Genomic DNA, 17,040 nt, shown 5'->3' on the forward strand with positions numbered 1-17,040 from the left:
GTACAGCCATGCGTTTGCGTCCCCGTCAGAAAACCTTCGTCGAGCGCAGCCTTGCTGCGCTTGGCACCCGCACGAACACGCTCGGCATCGCGCCGACCGGGGCAGGTAAATCGATTATGCTGTCGGCGGTCACCGGCGACAGTATTGGCGAGACCGACGCCAAGGCCTGCGTGCTCGCCCACCGCGACGAGTTGACCGAGCAGAACCGCGCGAAGTTTGGGCGGGTCAATCCGGCGATCACCACCTCCGTCGTGGATGCCACGACCAAGTCCTGGGGCGGGCAGGTGACCTTCGCCATGGTCCCGACGCTCACGCGGGAGCGCAATCTGGCGTCCATGCCGAAGCTCGACCTTTTGGTGATAGATGAAGCGCATCATGCCGTGGCTGACAGCTATCGCAGGATCATCGACCATGTGCGCGATGCCAACCCCGACGCCCGCATCTTTGGCGTGACGGCCACGCCCAATCGCGGCGACAAAAAGGGCCTGCGCGCGGTCTTCGACAATGTCGCCGACCAGATTCGCCTTGGAGAGCTGATCGCCTCTGGGCACCTTGTGCCTCCCCGCACCTTTGTCATCGACGTGGGCGTGCAGGACAAGCTCAAGGACGTGCGCAAAACCATGTCAGATTTTGACATGGCAGAGGTGGCTGAGATCATGGACCGTGCTCCGATCACCGAGGAGGTGATCCGGCATTGGCAGGAAAAGGCCACGGGCCGCCCCACGGTCGTCTTCTGCTCCACCGTGGCGCATGCGGGACATGTCGCCGAGGCCTTCAACGCCGCGGGAATTCCGGCTGGCCTGATCCACGGTGATCTGCCCGGCGAGGAACGGCGTGCCATTCTGGCCGCCTTCGCCTGCGGCGAAATCCGCGTCATTACCAATGTGGCGGTGCTCACGGAGGGATGGGATCATCCGCCCACCTCCTGCGTGGTTCTCCTGCGCCCCAGCTCTTACAAATCGACCATGATCCAGATGGTGGGTCGCGGGCTGCGTATCGTGGATCCCGCCGAGTTCCCCGGCGTTGTGAAAACCGACTGCATTGTTCTGGACTTCGGCACATCCAGCCTCACGCATGGCACACTTGAGCAGGATGTCGATCTCGACGGCACGTCCGGAACTGGGGAAGCCCCGACCAAGACCTGCCCTGAATGCGAAGCCGAAATCCCGCTGGCCTGTCGTGAATGTCCGATTTGCGGCGAGGCGCTGATCGATACAGAGGAGGATCTCAAAAGCCGGGAGGGACCTGACGGTGATCTGTCCGGTTTCCTCATGACGGAAATCGACCTTCTGAAACGTTCGAGCTTTGAATGGGTCGATCTCTTCGGAAGCGAAGACGCGTTGATGGCCACAGGCTTCACCGCCTGGGGTGGGGTCTTCTGGTTGGAAGGGGTCTGGTACGCCGTTGGCGGCGCCAAGGGTGAGGTGACCCAACTTCTGGGAGTTGGTGAGCGTGCCATCTGCCTTGCGCAGGCCGATGATTGGCTGAACGCGCATGAAACCGATGAAAGCGCCTTCAAGACCCGCGGCTGGCTGAAGCAACCGGCCACCGAAAAACAGCTGCAGTACCTCACGCCCGCGGTGCGCGGCGACTTTGGCCTGACCCGCTACAAGGCCTCGGCGTTGATGACGTTCGGGTTCAACAAGCGGGTGATCCGAAAGCTGATCCTGAGTGCAGCCCCGGCTGCCCGGGAGGCCGCGTGAGCCATGTCGCGCAAATCGTATCCCCATCCGCATCGCCTGCGGATCGCCCGGGCTTTGATCGCGTCTGGCATCCGCGCGGCACGCTCTGCGCCGTCTGCACATCTCGCACCCGTGGCTTCGGCTGGTTCGATCCGAAAAAGCCCCGCAGCAAACGCACATACCGCTGGTTTTGCTCTTTGCAATGCCAGTCGGCCTTCACCCGAAAAGCAAAGAAAGGACTGAAAATGGCAGAGATTACCGAAGAAGAAGCAATGGCGATGCCTGCCGTCATGCGCGCAGTTGGCCGTAAACTGGACGATATCGGTTGGGACCGGACCTTTGCGGATCTGACCGAGTATCAGATGCACGCTCTGCTGGTGGTCGCAATCGACACCTTCCGCAACGAGATGTTCGAAATCAACGCCGAATTTGGTGGGGGAGTGCCGTTTTGACCCTCGATTTCAACCATACGCACAGCTATGCCGACCGCGTCAATGAAGCTGTCGACGCGGCTATCACCGCCGAAAACGTCGCCCGGACAACCCGTGACTATCTCGGTGGCTCGCGGCTTGGCCATGCCTGTGAGCGCGCACTCCAGTTCGAGTTCACGGTCACGCCGAAAGATGAGGGCCAGGACTTCTCAGGTCAGGTTCTGCGCATCTTCGCCATTGGTCACGAGCTGGAAGAGCTTGCGATCCGCTGGCTGCGCGGCGCGGGGTTCGATCTCTACACGCAGAAAGGCAACCGCCCTGATGGGGGCCAGTTCGGGTTCTCTGTCGCGGGCGGGCGCATCCGCGGTCATGTCGATGGCATCATTGCAGCGGGGCCCGAGGGCTTTGGTCTCGCCGTTCCCGCGCTCTGGGAATGCAAGACGATGAACGCGAAGAACTGGCGCTCCTGCGTCAAGGATGGCGTGGCAAAGTCAAAGCCGGTCTATGCCGCCCAGATCGCCGTCTATCAGGCCTACATGGAAGCGCAGGTGCCTGGGATTTCCGCGAACCCGGCCATGTTCACCGCGATCAACAAGGACACGGCCGAACTGTATCATGAGCAGGTGCCGTTCGATGCCGAGTTGGCGCAGCGCATGTCGGATCGTGGCGTGCGCATCCTGCGCGCCACGGATGCGGGTGAATTGCTGCCCCGCGTCGCGGCCAATCGCGACTTTTTCGAATGCCGGTTCTGCGCCTGGGCAGAGCGCTGTTGGAAGCTGCCGGCATGACGGATGCGCCCAACGACCCGCCTGACACAGACCACAAGAAAGAGGAGGCCGACATGGCCCATGATGATCGTACAGAAGGAAACGATAAGGCGCCGGATGCGCCCAAGGAAAACCTTGTCCATTTCAATCCCTGGCGCGACTTCAACGATGCAGCGCCGCAGATCGATGTGTTTGGGGATGAACCAGACCCCGAGCAGATCGCCCAATTCATGGAGGTGGTGTTCGGCTATTGCGACGGCCTGATCCCGGTCCGCAGTTTTATCGATAAGGGGCAGGGCTTTGATGGCCGCCCGCACAATATCTGGATCAATGCCGGCGACAGCGTCACCGACAAGATGACGACCTTTGCCAACTGGGCGGCGCGCGAAGGTGCGGCGGTCTATGTGGTCCCCGGCACTGTTGGTGGGCCTGGGCAAGCCAAGGCTGGCGATATTCTGCAGATGCAGGCTGTGGTCGTTGATATCGACACGGGCGACATCGCCGCCAAGCGGGCGCATCTCGAGCGCCATCTCGGCCCACCCACCATGGTGGTGGAAAGCGGCGGCGTGACGCCTGAGGGGCAGCGCAAGGCGCATGTCTGGTGGAAACTCACTGAACCCGCCGAGGGCAGTGACATCGCGCGCGTGACCCGTATCCGCGGGGACATCGCCGCCAAGGTTGGTGGTGATATGCATTTCCGCTCGGCGCATCAGCCGATCCGGGTGGCAGGCTCGGTCTATTACAAGAACAACCTCAAGACGCAGGTACGTATCGTCACGCTGAACGCGGGTCTCGAACGCGATCTGGGCGAGTTCACGGAAGCCGTCATCGATATGCCACCTGCACCGGGCGTGTCTCTGCAACCGGACTTCACCACGCCTGACAAGCCCGCCGTCGATGATGTGCTGGTCACACCGGTGCGGGAGAGCGCGCAGGACGACTGGTCGCGCTTCGAGGGGGCCTCGGCCGCCATCGGATACTTCATCCGTATGGTGCATGAGGGCAGGATGTCGAAGGACGGGGGTTGGGAGGGTATCTGCGGCTACAACGCTGCCATGCTGCGACCACAATGGCCAGTCGAACGTCTCAAGCGTGAGTCCGAACGGCTCTGGGCCCGGCATGTCGAAAAATACGGACCGCCGCTCATCCGGCTCGACAGTGCGGCACCGGCGCCAAACGAGATGCCAGCGTTCACGTTGGGCGCGCTGCTGGACGACGACAGCCCGATGCCCGCCGACATCATTGCGCCGCGTGTGCTGACGCCCGGTGGGCTGTTGGTGCTGGGCGGTGCGCCCAAGGTGGGTAAGAGTGACCTGCTGATCTCCTGGCTCGTGCATATGGCTGCAGGTCAGCCGTTCCTCGACTTCACGCCCCCGCGGCCCTTGCGCGTGTTCTACCTGCAGGCCGAAATCCAGTATCACTACCTGCGCGAGCGGATGAAGCAGATCACGCTGCCGCCAGCGATATTGGCTGGCGCGCGCGACAATCTGGTTGCCACGCCCAAGCTGAACCTTCTGCTCGATACCGAGGGCAGTGTCCGCGTCGCTGAGGCTATCCGGCGGGCGTTCCCGACCGAGCCGGTGGACATCATCTGCATTGATCCGATCCGGAACCTTTTCGACGGCGGTCCTGAGGGCGGTGGTGAAAACGACAACAGCGCGATGATGTTCTTCCTGAAGGATCGAGTCGAGGTTCTGCGTGACCACATCAACCCCGACTGCGGCGTCATTCTCGCCCACCACACCAAGAAGCTTAGCAAGCAGCAGGTCAAGGATGACCCATTTCTGGCCTTGTCAGGTGCCAGTGCGCTGCGGGGCTTCTACACCTCTGGCCTGATCCTGCACCGCCCCGACGAGGACGCGTCAGAGCGCAAGCTGGAGATCGAGTTGCGCAACGGACTGGCATTAGCCGCCAAGCTGATCGACAAGGTCAAGGGCGAATGGGTCGAGATCAACCCGATGAACCAGCGGCTCGTCCGTCAGGAGGTCGGGGCGAAGCACGATGCCGAGCGCGATCGCAAAGGCGATGTGATTTGCAGCCTTCTGCAGGAGGAGGCCCTGCAGGGCCGGATGTATACCATGACCTTGTTTGCCGAGACCTTCGAGAACACCGCAGGGCTGGGCGGGCAATCAATCATTCGCGAGCGGCTAAACGTGCTGACCACGAAAGGCTACGTAAAGTTCGTCCGTGGAGCGGCTGCGACGGCGCTGGATCTCGCCGCCGAACGCAGCAAGTACGGCTATCTCTGCGTCGAGGCCATGCGTCTTGCGACCAGTCGTGAGCATGTCGCTGCCGATACTGGTGAGATCACATCGGAGCTGATTGATGTGCTCCCCAGCCATTACAAATGCCCCCAGTCTGGCGCCGTTCTGCCCGTCGAAAACCCGTCCGTGTGGGTCTATCGCGATACGGAGGAAGCACGATGAAACACGCAGTTCTGCCTTCCAAAATCTGGGGTCCATGTTCCGAAATCTGGCCAGATTTTGCAAAATCTGGCTTCTGCGCAAAATCTGGAATCTGGCTTTTCTTATTATCTTTCAATGGGTTGAGGCGCTGTTGCCAGATTTCGGACGGGGGTTTGCAAAATCTGCTCCGAAATCTGGAAATTCTCAATGAAATCAGTGACCTGTGCCAGATTTCAGATTTCAGAAAAAGTACCCCTAAAGGGGTAGGTGACCTCCCCGCTGTAGGCGGGGAAGGCCACCACCTACCCCTGGGCAATCTTCTCGGGCCGAAGTTTTGGCCTGAAAGCAATCCGACGACGGCGGCCCACACCGCCAAGTACATGACCGCCGTCGTCTTCCACCCGAGCAGCCAACCAGAAGGGGAGACCACTCATGGCTGACACGACTCTCGCCGAGACCAATCTCGGTGCAACCCCGAAAACGCCCATGCCGCCTGCGCAGGGCCATCGCACAATTCTGGCGCTGGACCTCGGCACCATCACCGGCTGGGCGCTGCGCGGCTTTGACGGGCTGATCACCAGCGGCACCGTCAGCTTCAAGCCCGGCCGCTACGACGGTGGCGGCATGCGTTACCTGCGCTTCACCAACTGGCTGTCCGAGATCAACCGGCTGTCTGGGCCAATCGAAGCGATCTATTTCGAAGAAGTCCGCCGGCATGCTGGCACTGACGCGGCTCATGTCCACGGCGGCCTGCTGGCTGTTCTGACCAGCTGGGGCGAATTGCGCGGTGTTCCATACCAGGGCGTCCCGGTCGGCACGATCAAGCGCCACGCCACCGGCCACGGCAATGCGAACAAGCAGGCCATGATCGATGCTGCCCGCAAGCGTGGCTTCAGCCCCGCCGATGACAACGAGGCGGACGCCATCGCGATCCTGCTCTGGGCGATCGAGACGCAGGGAGGGCTGGCGTGATGGGCATGCGGTTCACTCCGAAGGGCTACGGCGGTCATCGCCGTGACCCTGATCAGGTCAAGCGCGATGGCTGGCAAGAGCAGGGTCTGCTCGCGGTCAGCGTGGATGATCACCGACTGACATGGCCCGAGCGCGCATTGGTCGAGCAGCTTGGTACGAAACTCTACGGCAAACGCCCGCAGGGCAGGGAGGTGCGTCATGGACGGTGACTGGACCCGGGCCATGGTGGCCGATCGGTTGGACCTTGCAGCAGACGTGATGCACAGCCTGCCACCGGTGGGCCCGCAGGGCTATGTAAGCGCGTGGCCCGAATACGTCTCGAGCTTCGCCGATCAGGTGGAGCAAGAGCCGCGGATGAAAAAGCCGCTGCCATCGCCGCGGATGATCACGCAGGCCGATGAGGCGATGCTCTGGCTTCGCTGGCTGGACAAGGACATCGGCGAGATCCTGTGGGCGCGGGCCAACCGCAAACCGTGGAAGCGGATCACCTGGCGTCACGGCATCAGCCGGGCGACCGCGCATCGGCGGTACGAGTACGGGCTTGCGGTCATTGTCTGGCGGCTCAATGGCCGTCAGGTGCCGCGCAAGCGCTCGATGGAGTTTGTGATCGGGCAGACGGCTTGATTGTGTCAGGGGCGCGTGCAACCGTTCCCCTGACCTATCCCATTGATTCAAGGGCAGATACATGACGCGCGCAGAGCTGATCGAAAAACTTGTCGTGGATTACCCGGGCCTGACAAAGAAGGACCTCAAGCGCGTCGTCGAGGCCATTTTTGAAGCCATCATGGCTGGTTTGGAGAACGGTGATCGTGTGGAGCTGCGTGGGTTTGGCAGTTTTGAGATTCGTGCGCGGGAGGGACGCATTGGGCGTAACCCGCGCACTGGCGGCATCGTGCCCGTTGCACCAAAGCGGCATGTTCGCTTCCGCGGCAGCAAACAATTGCAGCAGAGGATGACTGCGGCGCGGCTTGAGCAAACGTAGAGCCTGTCAAGTTGTTTTGTTGCGCTGAGACAGTTTTCGGTGAGACACAGCAGGCTGTGACATTCAAAGACCGAGAGGCTAAATAAACGATATGCTCGGTGTCGTGCGCGCCGCCGGTGTTACCCCATCAGCCCTCCCGCAACTTTAGTCGCCACAGGCCCCCCGATGGCCTCCAACACGCCCAGAACGGTCGGGGTCCAGTCAGGGTGCTGACGCGCAATCTGACCGAGCCTGATGACAACATCTTCATTGGCGACAAACGCCAAGGCTTCCAGTCCTTCTTGGTCTGGCTGCTGGCGCATCTCGTAAATCAGCAGGTCCCGCGCTGTCGAATCGCCCGTCGATGCGATTTCGATGGCGGCGGTTCGGCGCACATCGTGGGATGCGTCTGACAAACAAGACAGCAGTTCCGAGCTTTCCACGCCGGACTGCACGGCGATAGTAATCGCAGCGTGCCGAACCTTTGCTGACGGATGCGAGAGGCCGCGCATCACCACGTCTTGCGCGAGGGGCTCTTGACAAGCCGCGGCGGCACAGAGCAGCTCCGCATCTAGGCTTTCGCCAATGGGCCCGCGGGCGACAACCTCTTTGAACAAGGTCCTGCTTTGTGTCTGACAGACCAGGTCCAGAACGGCGATTTGCTCCAGCATGGGTTTCTGAAAGCCAAAGCCGAGGTATCTGACCCACAGCCGTAACGCCGCGCCTTCCCATCCGCGAGGGCGTCTGGCAACAACCTGCGCAGCAATTGCCTGCACATCCTGTAAAGACGCGGCGGCCAAGGCCTCCACCAATCTGGCGTCGTCAAACGAGGCAGGATCAATGGGTCGCGCTTTGACCGGCGCCTGCACGTTATCGCTGGGGGCGGGCATCACGACAGGTGCGTCGAACAGGTCAAGCTGTCGGTCGTCTTTTCTTCGGGAGCCTTTTGCCATTTGCAGTCAGCCTCGGGTCCAGCGTCATGACGAGATGTGTTGCAACGCGGCGCGACGTCCATGCGGACATTCTGCCTCGCGCCTGAAGGTCGGGGAGCGTCGTTGATGTGGCGCACATACAAGCTTGTCACAACAGGCTACGGCAGATGAAGCGCAGGCGACAAAATGAACAAGTATGAGTCTTGTCGAGCAGCAACAAGGAATACCGGTTGGCGACAAGATCAATGGGTTTTTCTGTAGCCTGGCGGGGCCGCTGGGGTGCCATATTGCCAAGCATCCTGAAGCTTCAATGGTTGCGTGTTCCACTGGAATATCGGTGGTCTTGGAAAGCTGTATCTCGGTGGGTGCGCCGTGACCTTGGTGGCGGTGAAGCCGTGTTCCCTGGCGAACTCGCGAGCCTCCTGAACAGTTTTCCACTCGATGGCAGCAAAGAAATAGTCAGTTCCGTCTGTCAACGCGTCGATGCACAGATCGTTCACATCAAGCTGGTCATCTTGTGAGAGGTACGAAATCGCTGATTCCATTGGCGTTTTGGCTTTCTCCCACGATAGGGTCCGAAACATGACGTGCTCTGACGGTACAATAACCGTGGTAAGGTAAGGCTCACTGGAAAGCCGATGCGCCAGTTCACGCAAGCGTGCCATTTTGTCCTGCTCGATCCTGTCGGCGATCGTAACGTCTCCGATGACCGTCGGCGCTCCATGCAAATCGTAGAGCAGGCGAATCGTAGGGTTCGAAAGGTCTAGAGTGAAAGGGGCAACCGGGTGGATATTCTTGCGCATGCCGCAGTCCTTCAGTGCGTGGATCCCAAGTAATCCCTTGGCGCGTTTCGTGGTCAATGGCTTTGTCGGGAAGTGGAAGTGATTTTTGCGATGAATATCATCCTGCGGGATCTCGATCAGACCCGCATGCATTTCGAGGTCGCAGTCCAGAGCGTTGGGGAACAAGATGCCGTGCGGCATTTGTTCGGTCTGAGCCGAGGCACACCATCAACTTTCGCGCGTTTATGGGAATGAATTGCGATAAAGCCATGCCTGTGACATTGCATCGCTTAATCATCCAACATTGGACAAAACAGGACCAAACCCATGAAAATCGTCCACCTTCTTTGCGCAGCTTCCGTTGCGAGCATGAGCCTTGGCGCCGGCACGGGTCTTGCGGAAACTACTGGCCATGCCAGCCACGTCGAAAACGTATCGGACGACGTGATAGCGGCGCAGCGTGCAGCCCTCGCAGCCGCTACGGACGGCGCAGGATACGGCCCCCAGTCACCGCGTGATATCGATTCCGTTGAGGGCTCGAATGACCGCGCCTTTGGGGCTGCTCCCGACCGCAGCGTGATGAACCTGTGCAATATCCACTTTCATGAAAACGCTGAACACCGCGGTGGTGACTTCACGACATATGCCGGAAACGGAGATGGCTATGGCTACGGCACCGGGTTCCGGTATGACGGCGAACTGACCGAGGCAGAACTGGCATCTTTTGGTCAGCCCGTTGGCGTCTCCGAACATGGTGACCTTGTTCCCGGCGACACGATCGAAATCCATTTCGTACACAGCACTGCGCAGGTCGTGCCCGGCCCGACGCTCGCGGCTTGTGTAACCGAGGCAATAGGAAACCCGCAACTCCGGGTGGAAACGGTCGTTGCGGTCCTTGTGAATGACGAAACCGCTACCGACCTGACCGACATTGGCCATATCGAAGAGGTGGACGGTTACTATCAGGTGCCGAACCTGCCGGAAGACCTCGGAGATGCAGTGACTTACGCTGGCTCGACGACGGGACCGAGCTACAACCAAACTGCTTCACCGTTTCAGGTCACCTGGAGCGTACGCCCGGAAGTGCTGAAGCTTGATATCGGGTCTGTTGCGTCATGGCTCGAAAACAACCCCTTCGAGGAGGATCACGCTCACGGGGTGCGCAACCTCATTCTGAACCTCGATCTCCTGTCACCTATCCAGTGAATTCAACGTGTTGCAACACTGTTCCTTGAGACAGCTGCAACAAATCCGTGCTATTTGAAAGACATGATGGGGAGGGTGCGTCGCCGAGCACACTACACGACTCTGGGCCGCGGACGTTTGCGGATGGCGAGTTTGGTGCCGAAGATCGGTATGCCGTCATCGGCTCTGAGGCGGCGGCGAAGCTCGTCGAGGCCGGTCCTGAACCACGACTTGGAACAATAGCCGTGGTTTTTTCGGGCGGGGTATTTTGACCCCATGAGCTTGGATGCCGTGTAGCAGGCCATGGCTATGGCGATTGCCAATACGCCAATGAGTACACTCAACCTTTCGGAGAGTGTCATCCTCGTATCCTCAAGGTTCAAGCCCTTCGTCTTGGCGTCGGAGAACATGCATTCGATGAACCAGCGCCACCGATAGTATCGCAGGATGCGCGATCCACGGAGAGGCTCGGAACAGGCCACGATCAGCAGCTCACCACCCTTGATGCGTCGAGCCCCAAAATGCAGCTCTAGGGCTGGCTGACCAGCCTTGGCGGGTAAAGTGGCGATGAAGCCGCGCTCCCCCTTGCAACGCGACAAGTAGGATCGCAGTGCGTATTCGCGCCCCTCGACGACAATGAGCTGATCTTCCTTCACGCGGATCGCGAACGGAATGTTCTTGTCCTTGAGAAATTTGAACCATTCCTGCCCGATGAACTCCCGGTCAGCCAAGAGCATCCGGACTGTAGATGCATCGAAGCGCGCGAGAAAACGTTCCATCAAGGCGATGCGCTGCCGCGTGGTGCTGTTGCCCGAGTGGTCCAGAAAGGTCCACATCAGCGGAGCGCGGTAGCGCTCGGTCACCACGGCCAGGACGAGAACATTGACGTTGGACTGGCCGATTTTCCAGTTCGTGCGATCGAGGCACAAGTACCATCGATCCGGGTTGCCGATCAGGGACATCACAATGCTGACGCTCCAGTCCTCCGGCAGCGCCACCTGTTGAAAAAACCGCTGCAGGCGGCGGTAAGTCGACGCAACTTTTGCGCGAGTGGGGCGCTCGGCAGCAATGTGTGTCAGGTTGACGGTACGTGCGCTGATCACGCCGAGCACGAGCAAGCAGAGGGTCTCTAGGCGTGACTTGCCCAGTGGCACATGCGGCGCTAGTAGGTTGGACAGGCCGGCGAGAGCGACACGGGTCATGGACGAACTCCTTGGAGGGAAAGAGTCCGTGCTCAGAATCTATGTCGCCGGTCTGCACCAGCCCCAAAATCGCCGTCATCCGCCAGTGTCGTGTAGTGTGGTCGCCGAGACGGCTCTCCCCATTGGCGTTCTGGCTTCGCTATCCATGCTGCGGGGCAAATGCGTGCAGAAGGGCAGGGCCCGTGAACATCATCCTGCGTGACCTCGACCAGACCCGCGTGCATTTCGAGGTCGCAGTCCAGAGCGTTGGGGAACAAGCTGCCGTGCGCGCCTTCAGCCGGGCGCTGAACTCGGAGGGCAACAAGGTCCGCACACAAGTGCGGCGGGCGCTGAGACAGCAGACCGGCGCAAAGGCCGGGCTGATCAACAGCGAGACGCGCACGATCCGATCCAGCTTAGCGAACCTGTCCTACATGATCGAGGCCCGTGGCGACTACCTTGGCTTGTCGCATTTCAGCCCCCGGCAGTTTGGCTACGGTGTGCGCGCCAAGCCCTGGGGGCGGTGGCAGCGGTTCGAGGGTGCGTTCCTCGTTGGGTCGCTGGCGAACAACGCCTTCGTGCGTGAGGGCAGGTCGCGACTGCCGATCAAGAAGATGTTCGGCCCGGCGATCCCGAAGGAGATGGTGCGAGACGCAACCCGCGACGCGTTCGAGGCCGCGCAGCCGGAAGTGTTGGCCGAGGCGACGCGGCAGATTGGGAGGATGCTGAATTTGTGAGTGTGCTGGTGCGCGTGGCGGTTTCCAAAGCGAGGCTTGCGGAGGATCATGTTGCCGGGATAGTTGGAACGCCCTGACGTCCCTGATCCCGCCGAGACCCGTATGATTAATCTGATATGGCGCAACAAAATCGGTCGTGCCACGAAGTTTTACCGGCTGGACATTGTGCCGGGCCTCTTTGGCGATTGGTCTCTGGTCCACGAATGGGGAACGATCGGGGAAGAGGCGCTGACTCGCGTGGATTGGTTTCAAACGGAAGCGGAAGCCAAGGATGCACGGTTTGCCGTCCATATGGAAAAGGCCATGGCGGGGTACGAATAACCACTTTGCTGCGCCACAAATCCGCGCGTGATCAATCGGGTGAAAGAAAAATCACATTGGGCGATTTTTTTGTTGGACAGCGATTCGCGAGGTGTGTAGACATCTTGCAATAGGGCAAATCACCGCATCGAGGCGCCCACGCAGAAACCAACAGGGGACCCCTTGGGTCCCTTCTGATGCGCTGTCTTACGCGGGGCCGCCGCCTCGCAAAATACGCGCGTTTTTTCTTTTCTCAAAAACCCGATAGAGTTGGCTGGGAACGGCTTTTGGCGCTCGGCGCGAAATTGCTGGAAGCCCCCTAAATCACTGTAATTGCGCGATAATCCTGCGTTGCACCAGTCAGTCGATTTGCGCAGAAATACCGCTTCCACTCTATTGGACCCCCATTGGGCTCGATAGAGTGGGGCTGGGCTTGCAGGTCTTGCGGGTCGGCGCGTAACTTCCGCTAAGTCTCTGTGAGTGAACAAAAAACCAACCCACCGGCGTCCAGCCTCATGGTTCAAAATGCCATTTCCACTCCATTGGCCCCCCGCTGGGGTCAATGGAGTGGGGCGGGCCTTGCGGCTCACGCCGCTTGGTTGGGCTGGGGGTGTCATCGTCAGTGCAAACAGCACTTTTTGTACTTTTTGCCACTTCCGCAGGGGCAGGGATCGTTTCGTCCAACTTTTGGTCCATCATTCAAAAAGGGTTCGCCGAAAGAGTCGAGAAATGGGTTATTGGAGGCGCGTTTTGCCTCCCGGCCGTTAAGATAGTCGTCGGAAAAACAGTACCACTGCGAAAGTTCCTCAACAGCACTGTCGATGGGCTTGGTTGTTCGGCTTCTATGGTACCAAGTGGATTGACCGGTTTCGATGGCGCTGGTCAGGTCCCGCTGAAAATGTTCAAACGTGGTGGACATCGGATCGATATAGCCGCGTTCAAATGCCTCGCGCACTTTAGGTTCGAGATGCGCAAGCGCAAGTTCTGCGACCGCAAAGGACCAACTGTCCCAAAGCACATCGGGCTTGTCGAAGTCAGCGTCGAAAAAGCGTTCAAGCCAAGCTTTGACTTGGGTTGAACAATCGGGATATGTCCCGGCGATGGTGACAAGCGCGTCAATCATCTGTGAGCGGGCGAACATATCGGCTTCGGGATCTTCAAGCACCTCGAAGATCGGTTGAAGGTCGCCGTCGAAAACTGCGGCGATGACGCGGGCTGCTCCCTCCGTGACCGCATCACCGATCAAGTAATCCAGTTCCTTTTCGTCGCGGCGAAGCAGGCTGGTGAGAGGCCGATAGGCGCGCTGTTCACGCCATTCCCCGAGCAGGAAAAAGGTAAACAGGAAGGCTGAGACGTCCGTGTCATCGCTGGATGTAATTGGCTTTTGGGAGAGGCGGTCGATTTGCTCGAGGAAGATGGGAACCATTTCCTCGCGGCATTGTTCGGCTGCAATCATGGCCTCACGGGGAAAGCCATCGCGTTGTGACAGAGCAGTGAAGATTTCTTCAGGCGTCATATTTTTGTCTCTCCATGGGGCGTGGGCAACACTCTTCGTCAAGGCTGTTTGGAACGTCAATGCGGTTGTCTTGATACCTGCATCGACGTCCCCAATGCGGTTGGCGAAAAAACTAGAAACGAGAGAGGCAGGTCCCTCATGAAAGCCGCACCAGTCGAAACGCCCCGGGCCTGGCCCGCGGCGCAGGTGGAGATGTGGCAGGCGGCCGATCTTGTGCCGTATGCCAAGAACGCCCGTCAGCACCCGCCGGAGCAGATCGATCAGATTGCCGCGTCGATGCAGCGGTTCGGGTTCACCATCCCGATGCTGGTGGCCGAGGACGGCACGATCATCGCAGGTCACGGCCGGTTGATGGCGGCGATGCAGCTGGGACTGGCCGAGGTCCCGGTGATGGTGGCGCGGGGCTGGTCGGAGGAAGACCGTCGGCTCTACACGCTGGCTGACAACCGTCTGGCGGAAATCGCCGAGTGGGACCCTGAGATGCTGCGCATCGAGATCGGGGAGCTGTGCGAGGATTTCGGGATCGAGGACTTTGACCTGGTTGGGTTTAGCGCCGAGGATCTTTCCGACATTCTGCCCGATGCGCTGATCGATACCACCGGCGGCCTGACGGACCCGGACGATGTACCGGAAGTGCCGGAGACCCCGATCACCCGGCCGGGCGATGTCTGGGTGCTGGGCCCGCACCGTCTGCTCTGTGGCGACAGCACAGTGGCCACGGATGTGGAAAAGGTTCTGAACGGGGTGACGCCACTCTTGATGTGCACGGATCCTCCCTACGGTGTGGACTACGATCCGGGCTGGCGGAACGAGGCAGGCGCGGCCAAGACCAAACGCACCGGCAAGGTGCTGAATGACGACCGGGCCGATTGGCGCGAGGCCTGGGCGCTCTTTCCGGGTGACGTCGCCTATGTCTGGCACGGCGCGCTGCATGCGGCGACCGTTGCAGAAAGCCTGGAGGTCTGCGGGTTCGCGATCCGGTCTCAGATCATCTGGGCCAAGGAGCGCCTGGTGCTGAGCCGGGGTGATTATCACTGGCAGCATGAACCAGCGTGGTACGCGGTCAAGAAGTCGGGCAAGGGCCACTGGGCAGGTGACCGCAAGCAGACCACGCTGTGGCATATTCCGAGCAAGGATCAGGATGCGCAGACGGTACACGGGACCCAAAAGCCTGTGGACTGCATGCGTCGTCCCATTGAGAACAACTCGAGCCCGGGTCAGGCAGTGTACGAGCCTTTCATGGGCTCGGGTACCACGCTGATCGCGGCGGAGATGTCCGGCCGGGTGTGTTACGGGATTGAATTGAACCCGTCTTATGTCGATGTGGCTGTCCAGCGTTGGCAGAACTTCACCGGCAAGACAGCGGTGCTGGAAGCGAGCGGGCAGAGCTTCGATCAGGTTTCTGGGCAGACGTCTTGAATGTTTTTGGCCCTGGGATGTGCGAACCCGCTTCGTCTCCGCCACGCCGCTTGCGAGGGATCAATCTTGACAGGTTGCGGTGCAAGCCAGCAGGATGGAAGGCCGCAGACGGAGCACCTGCAAATGATCAAGGTGCTTGTGACTTTGCCGATGTTCAGCCGCGTGTCTTGAACAGGACGCGGTGATGAAACTTTTTGGGGGGATGAGAATGAATGACGTTGTGCTCGCAATCCTTTTGTTTGTGGGGATGATACCGGTAATGTTTTTTGTGGCCGATATCTCCGAACGTAAAAACGAGATTGAGGCTGAGCGGAAGGAATACGAAAGACAAGAGTTTTTCACTGCTTATCCTGCCACTGCGCGAGACGCCAAACCGGAAGATGATGCCGAGGATTGAGACTATTGCTTGAGTTGAAATCCAGTGGGCCGCGATAACCTTTTGAATTTCTGCTTCGTGCAGTTGGTGCATGGACAGGCCCGTTTGAAAGCGAACCGTAGCTTGGCGTCGTAGCAATCGCCGGTCGATCGAACCGATGTATATTTGGTTCATGTCATCGAACGCGGACCAGCAGGGCGATCTTTGGTCGCGAACAGATCAGCGGGACGCGCCAAAGCGTGATCCTCGCCGGCGGCTGTTGCCGCATGATCTTGATGTCGCGCTCAAACATCTGACGGATGGCGAATTGGCGACGCTGTCAGCTGCGGTCATGAGGGAACAGGCGCGCCGTGGTCACGTCAGTGAGCCGGAAAAGGTGGCAGCATCTGAACCGGCCCAAGCCGCTCGGGCGTATTCGGAGCTTCCGGACGTGGAAGGGCTGACGCGCTCGCAGGTGAGCCTGATCCGCGCGTCAATCAAGGCGGGTGTGAAGCCCGGCGCGCTGTCGCGTCAGTTCGGGATCAATCAGGCGCAAATCCGTGCCGCGTTGAAGTGAAAAAAGGGGCCAGCACAAGGCTGGCCCAAGTGTGAGGCGGTAAGAGCCGACCGGTGGAGCCACTCTTACCGTTGAGGCTCAAAAACAGGCGAAACCTCGCTGATATGGAGATTAAATCGCTGAGATTCTGCAAGGCCGCCCTTCCATATCTTGTGGTTTATTCGGACTTCTTGACTATATTTATTTTTTAATTCGATAAATTCGGCCTCGTTGTATATCTTTTTGCGATGTGATGACGAGCCCGAGACGTTTCTTGAGGGCGCCGGACATGGCCCCTCGGCAGGTGTGGGGTGCCCATTCGAGGGCAGTTGCCAACTCGTCAAGCGTGGCTCCCTCCGGTCTGGACAGCATGTCGATGAGGGCTGCTTGTTTTGTGCCCTCACGCGGCGCACGCGATGTGGGTGCTGCCACCGTCACCGAAGCCTGCCCCGCAGGTTCATCGGTCTGCACGTTTGTTGCGTCCAGAGCTGCGGCGTTTGCGGGTCCTGCTTCGTGCTCAATCCCGATGGCGTCTAGCCCTGCTGCGGTTGCGACCAGTGTGACGCCGTGACCATCGCCGGTCTCGCGCCAGATAAGCTCGCGCTTGCGCAAGTCTGCATCGACCTCTTCAAGCAGGCCTTTGGCGAGCATCGTGCCAACCACCTTGGTGGCGGCACCGCCACGCAGGTTGGTGGGCAAGGGCAGGGCGATGTGGTCCGCCCGTTGGGCGGCTGCGCTGAGAATGATGGATTGTGTGTCGGTCAATGTGGTCATGATGGACCTCCGGTTTTGGCCCCCGCAATGTGCGGCGGCTTCTACCGGGTGAAGCCCGCCAGAAAGGCGGGCCTGCTGTTTGTGA

General features: G+C 59.8%; 20 protein-coding genes. 15 read left to right on the plus strand and 5 right to left on the minus strand.

Going from position 1 to position 17,040, the window contains the following annotated elements:
• The first annotated feature begins 8 nt into the window (after positions 1-8).
• The 9 genes from ACK3EW_RS06765 (at position 9) to ACK3EW_RS06805 (ending at position 7,239) form a co-directional block, all read left to right on the plus strand.
• Positions 9-1,703 (plus strand): DEAD/DEAH box helicase, encoded by a 1,695-nt coding sequence (locus tag ACK3EW_RS06765; RefSeq protein ID WP_493808975.1) that lies wholly within the window; start codon positions 9-11, stop codon positions 1,701-1,703.
• 224 nt (positions 1,704-1,927) lie between these two features.
• Entirely contained in the window at positions 1,928-2,134 is a 207-nt protein-coding gene (locus ACK3EW_RS06770) for a DUF6511 domain-containing protein (RefSeq protein WP_493808908.1), read from the plus strand.
• On the plus strand, positions 2,131-2,901 hold the full coding sequence (locus tag ACK3EW_RS06775) for a hypothetical protein (RefSeq protein WP_493808976.1): 771 nt from the start codon (positions 2,131-2,133) through the stop codon (positions 2,899-2,901). Before ACK3EW_RS06770 ends, ACK3EW_RS06775 begins: the two co-directional genes overlap by 4 nt.
• Positions 2,898-5,306 carry an AAA family ATPase gene (locus ACK3EW_RS06780; RefSeq protein WP_493808977.1) on the plus strand — a complete coding sequence of 803 codons (2,409 nt, stop codon included), beginning with the start codon at positions 2,898-2,900 and terminating at the stop codon, positions 5,304-5,306. Before ACK3EW_RS06775 ends, ACK3EW_RS06780 begins: the two co-directional genes overlap by 4 nt.
• On the plus strand, positions 5,303-5,725 hold the full coding sequence (locus ACK3EW_RS06785; RefSeq protein ID WP_493808978.1) for a hypothetical protein: 423 nt from the start codon (positions 5,303-5,305) through the stop codon (positions 5,723-5,725). Before ACK3EW_RS06780 ends, ACK3EW_RS06785 begins: the two co-directional genes overlap by 4 nt.
• On the plus strand, positions 5,718-6,257 hold the full coding sequence (locus tag ACK3EW_RS06790) for a crossover junction endodeoxyribonuclease RuvC (RefSeq protein ID WP_493808979.1): 540 nt from the start codon (positions 5,718-5,720) through the stop codon (positions 6,255-6,257). Before ACK3EW_RS06785 ends, ACK3EW_RS06790 begins: the two co-directional genes overlap by 8 nt.
• A complete protein-coding gene (locus tag ACK3EW_RS06795; RefSeq protein ID WP_493809697.1) occupies positions 6,257-6,466 on the plus strand; it encodes a hypothetical protein in 210 nt (69 codons plus the stop codon). The genes ACK3EW_RS06790 and ACK3EW_RS06795 overlap by 1 nt, the downstream gene beginning before the upstream one ends.
• Positions 6,456-6,881 (plus strand): DUF6362 family protein, encoded by a 426-nt coding sequence (locus ACK3EW_RS06800; protein WP_300585369.1) that lies wholly within the window; start codon positions 6,456-6,458, stop codon positions 6,879-6,881. Before ACK3EW_RS06795 ends, ACK3EW_RS06800 begins: the two co-directional genes overlap by 11 nt.
• Before the next feature lie 61 nt (positions 6,882-6,942).
• Positions 6,943-7,239 (plus strand): HU family DNA-binding protein, encoded by a 297-nt coding sequence (locus ACK3EW_RS06805; RefSeq protein WP_493808980.1) that lies wholly within the window; start codon positions 6,943-6,945, stop codon positions 7,237-7,239.
• A gap of 119 nt (positions 7,240-7,358) precedes the next feature.
• On the opposite strand, the gene ACK3EW_RS06810 is transcribed toward ACK3EW_RS06805, so the two are convergent.
• Together ACK3EW_RS06810 and ACK3EW_RS06815 are read right to left on the minus strand one after the other, a co-directional pair.
• A complete protein-coding gene (locus ACK3EW_RS06810; protein ID WP_493808981.1) occupies positions 7,359-8,171 on the minus strand; it encodes a HEAT repeat domain-containing protein in 813 nt (270 codons plus the stop codon).
• 221 nt (positions 8,172-8,392) lie between these two features.
• A complete protein-coding gene (locus tag ACK3EW_RS06815) occupies positions 8,393-9,133 on the minus strand; it encodes a hypothetical protein (protein ID WP_493808982.1) in 741 nt (246 codons plus the stop codon).
• Positions 9,134-9,259: 126 nt separating this feature from the next.
• On the opposite strand from ACK3EW_RS06815, the gene ACK3EW_RS06820 reads away from it, so the two are divergent.
• Positions 9,260-10,138, plus strand: a complete 879-nt coding sequence (locus ACK3EW_RS06820) for a delta-class carbonic anhydrase (protein WP_493808983.1) — start codon at positions 9,260-9,262, stop codon at positions 10,136-10,138.
• 92 nt (positions 10,139-10,230) lie between these two features.
• Here the strand turns inward: ACK3EW_RS06820 and ACK3EW_RS06825 are convergent, their stop codons facing one another.
• Positions 10,231-11,319: an IS4 family transposase gene (locus ACK3EW_RS06825; RefSeq protein WP_493808707.1), complete on the minus strand. Its 1,089-nt coding sequence runs from the start codon at positions 11,317-11,319 to the stop codon at positions 10,231-10,233.
• A 182-nt stretch (positions 11,320-11,501) separates the two neighbouring features.
• Between ACK3EW_RS06825 and ACK3EW_RS06830 the strand changes: the two genes are divergently transcribed.
• Together ACK3EW_RS06830 and ACK3EW_RS06835 are read left to right on the plus strand one after the other, a co-directional pair.
• Complete coding sequence (locus tag ACK3EW_RS06830) at positions 11,502-12,035, plus strand: hypothetical protein (RefSeq protein ID WP_493808984.1); 534 nt, start codon at positions 11,502-11,504, stop codon at positions 12,033-12,035.
• A 102-nt stretch (positions 12,036-12,137) separates the two neighbouring features.
• The gene (locus ACK3EW_RS06835; RefSeq protein ID WP_493808985.1) at positions 12,138-12,356 is read left to right on the plus strand and encodes a WGR domain-containing protein; all 219 of its coding nucleotides are present in this window, start codon (positions 12,138-12,140) and stop codon (positions 12,354-12,356) included.
• 598 nt (positions 12,357-12,954) lie between these two features.
• Here the strand turns inward: ACK3EW_RS06835 and ACK3EW_RS06840 are convergent.
• On the minus strand, positions 12,955-13,851 hold the full coding sequence (locus ACK3EW_RS06840) for a DUF1186 domain-containing protein (protein ID WP_493808986.1): 897 nt from the start codon (positions 13,849-13,851) through the stop codon (positions 12,955-12,957).
• 138 nt (positions 13,852-13,989) lie between these two features.
• Here ACK3EW_RS06840 and ACK3EW_RS06845 point away from each other — a divergent pair, with 138 nt between their 5' ends.
• From ACK3EW_RS06845 to ACK3EW_RS06855, 3 genes are all read left to right on the plus strand, one after another.
• Positions 13,990-15,270, plus strand: a complete 1,281-nt coding sequence (locus tag ACK3EW_RS06845) for a site-specific DNA-methyltransferase (RefSeq protein ID WP_493808987.1) — start codon at positions 13,990-13,992, stop codon at positions 15,268-15,270.
• A gap of 184 nt (positions 15,271-15,454) precedes the next feature.
• Positions 15,455-15,667 carry a hypothetical protein gene (locus tag ACK3EW_RS06850; RefSeq protein WP_493808988.1) on the plus strand — a complete coding sequence of 71 codons (213 nt, stop codon included), beginning with the start codon at positions 15,455-15,457 and terminating at the stop codon, positions 15,665-15,667.
• Between the two features lie 136 nt (positions 15,668-15,803).
• Positions 15,804-16,202, plus strand: coding sequence for a hypothetical protein (locus ACK3EW_RS06855; RefSeq protein WP_493808989.1), 399 nt, complete (start codon positions 15,804-15,806; stop codon positions 16,200-16,202).
• A 180-nt stretch (positions 16,203-16,382) separates the two neighbouring features.
• On the opposite strand, the gene ACK3EW_RS06860 is transcribed toward ACK3EW_RS06855, so the two are convergent.
• Positions 16,383-16,955 (minus strand): DUF3489 domain-containing protein, encoded by a 573-nt coding sequence (locus ACK3EW_RS06860; protein ID WP_493808990.1) that lies wholly within the window; start codon positions 16,953-16,955, stop codon positions 16,383-16,385.
• Positions 16,956-17,040 lie beyond the last annotated feature (85 nt).

The sequence above is a fragment of the Marivita sp. NO-S04 genome, assembly GCF_059070475.1.

Excerpts from the sequence above, each read along its gene's own strand:
- ACK3EW_RS06765 (WP_493808975.1), top strand. The coding sequence starts at position 9 with ATGCGTTTGCGTCCCCGTCAGAAAACCTTCGTCGAGCGCAGCCTTGCT.
- ACK3EW_RS06860 (WP_493808990.1), bottom strand. The coding sequence starts at position 16,955 with ATGACCACATTGACCGACACACAATCCATCATTCTCAGCGCAGCCGCC.
- ACK3EW_RS06780 (WP_493808977.1), top strand. The coding sequence starts at position 2,898 with ATGACGGATGCGCCCAACGACCCGCCTGACACAGACCACAAGAAAGAG.
- ACK3EW_RS06845 (WP_493808987.1), top strand. The coding sequence starts at position 13,990 with ATGAAAGCCGCACCAGTCGAAACGCCCCGGGCCTGGCCCGCGGCGCAG.
- ACK3EW_RS06770 (WP_493808908.1), top strand. The coding sequence starts at position 1,928 with ATGGCAGAGATTACCGAAGAAGAAGCAATGGCGATGCCTGCCGTCATG.
- ACK3EW_RS06835 (WP_493808985.1), top strand. The coding sequence starts at position 12,138 with ATGATTAATCTGATATGGCGCAACAAAATCGGTCGTGCCACGAAGTTT.
- ACK3EW_RS06790 (WP_493808979.1), top strand. The coding sequence starts at position 5,718 with ATGGCTGACACGACTCTCGCCGAGACCAATCTCGGTGCAACCCCGAAA.
- ACK3EW_RS06825 (WP_493808707.1), bottom strand. The coding sequence starts at position 11,319 with ATGACCCGTGTCGCTCTCGCCGGCCTGTCCAACCTACTAGCGCCGCAT.
- ACK3EW_RS06785 (WP_493808978.1), top strand. The coding sequence starts at position 5,303 with ATGAAACACGCAGTTCTGCCTTCCAAAATCTGGGGTCCATGTTCCGAA.
- ACK3EW_RS06840 (WP_493808986.1), bottom strand. The coding sequence starts at position 13,851 with ATGACGCCTGAAGAAATCTTCACTGCTCTGTCACAACGCGATGGCTTT.
- ACK3EW_RS06795 (WP_493809697.1), top strand. The coding sequence starts at position 6,257 with ATGGGCATGCGGTTCACTCCGAAGGGCTACGGCGGTCATCGCCGTGAC.
- ACK3EW_RS06805 (WP_493808980.1), top strand. The coding sequence starts at position 6,943 with ATGACGCGCGCAGAGCTGATCGAAAAACTTGTCGTGGATTACCCGGGC.
- ACK3EW_RS06810 (WP_493808981.1), bottom strand. The coding sequence starts at position 8,171 with ATGGCAAAAGGCTCCCGAAGAAAAGACGACCGACAGCTTGACCTGTTC.
- ACK3EW_RS06815 (WP_493808982.1), bottom strand. The coding sequence starts at position 9,133 with ATGCCGCACGGCATCTTGTTCCCCAACGCTCTGGACTGCGACCTCGAA.
- ACK3EW_RS06800 (WP_300585369.1), top strand. The coding sequence starts at position 6,456 with ATGGACGGTGACTGGACCCGGGCCATGGTGGCCGATCGGTTGGACCTT.
- ACK3EW_RS06820 (WP_493808983.1), top strand. The coding sequence starts at position 9,260 with ATGAAAATCGTCCACCTTCTTTGCGCAGCTTCCGTTGCGAGCATGAGC.
- ACK3EW_RS06855 (WP_493808989.1), top strand. The coding sequence starts at position 15,804 with ATGTATATTTGGTTCATGTCATCGAACGCGGACCAGCAGGGCGATCTT.
- ACK3EW_RS06850 (WP_493808988.1), top strand. The coding sequence starts at position 15,455 with ATGAAACTTTTTGGGGGGATGAGAATGAATGACGTTGTGCTCGCAATC.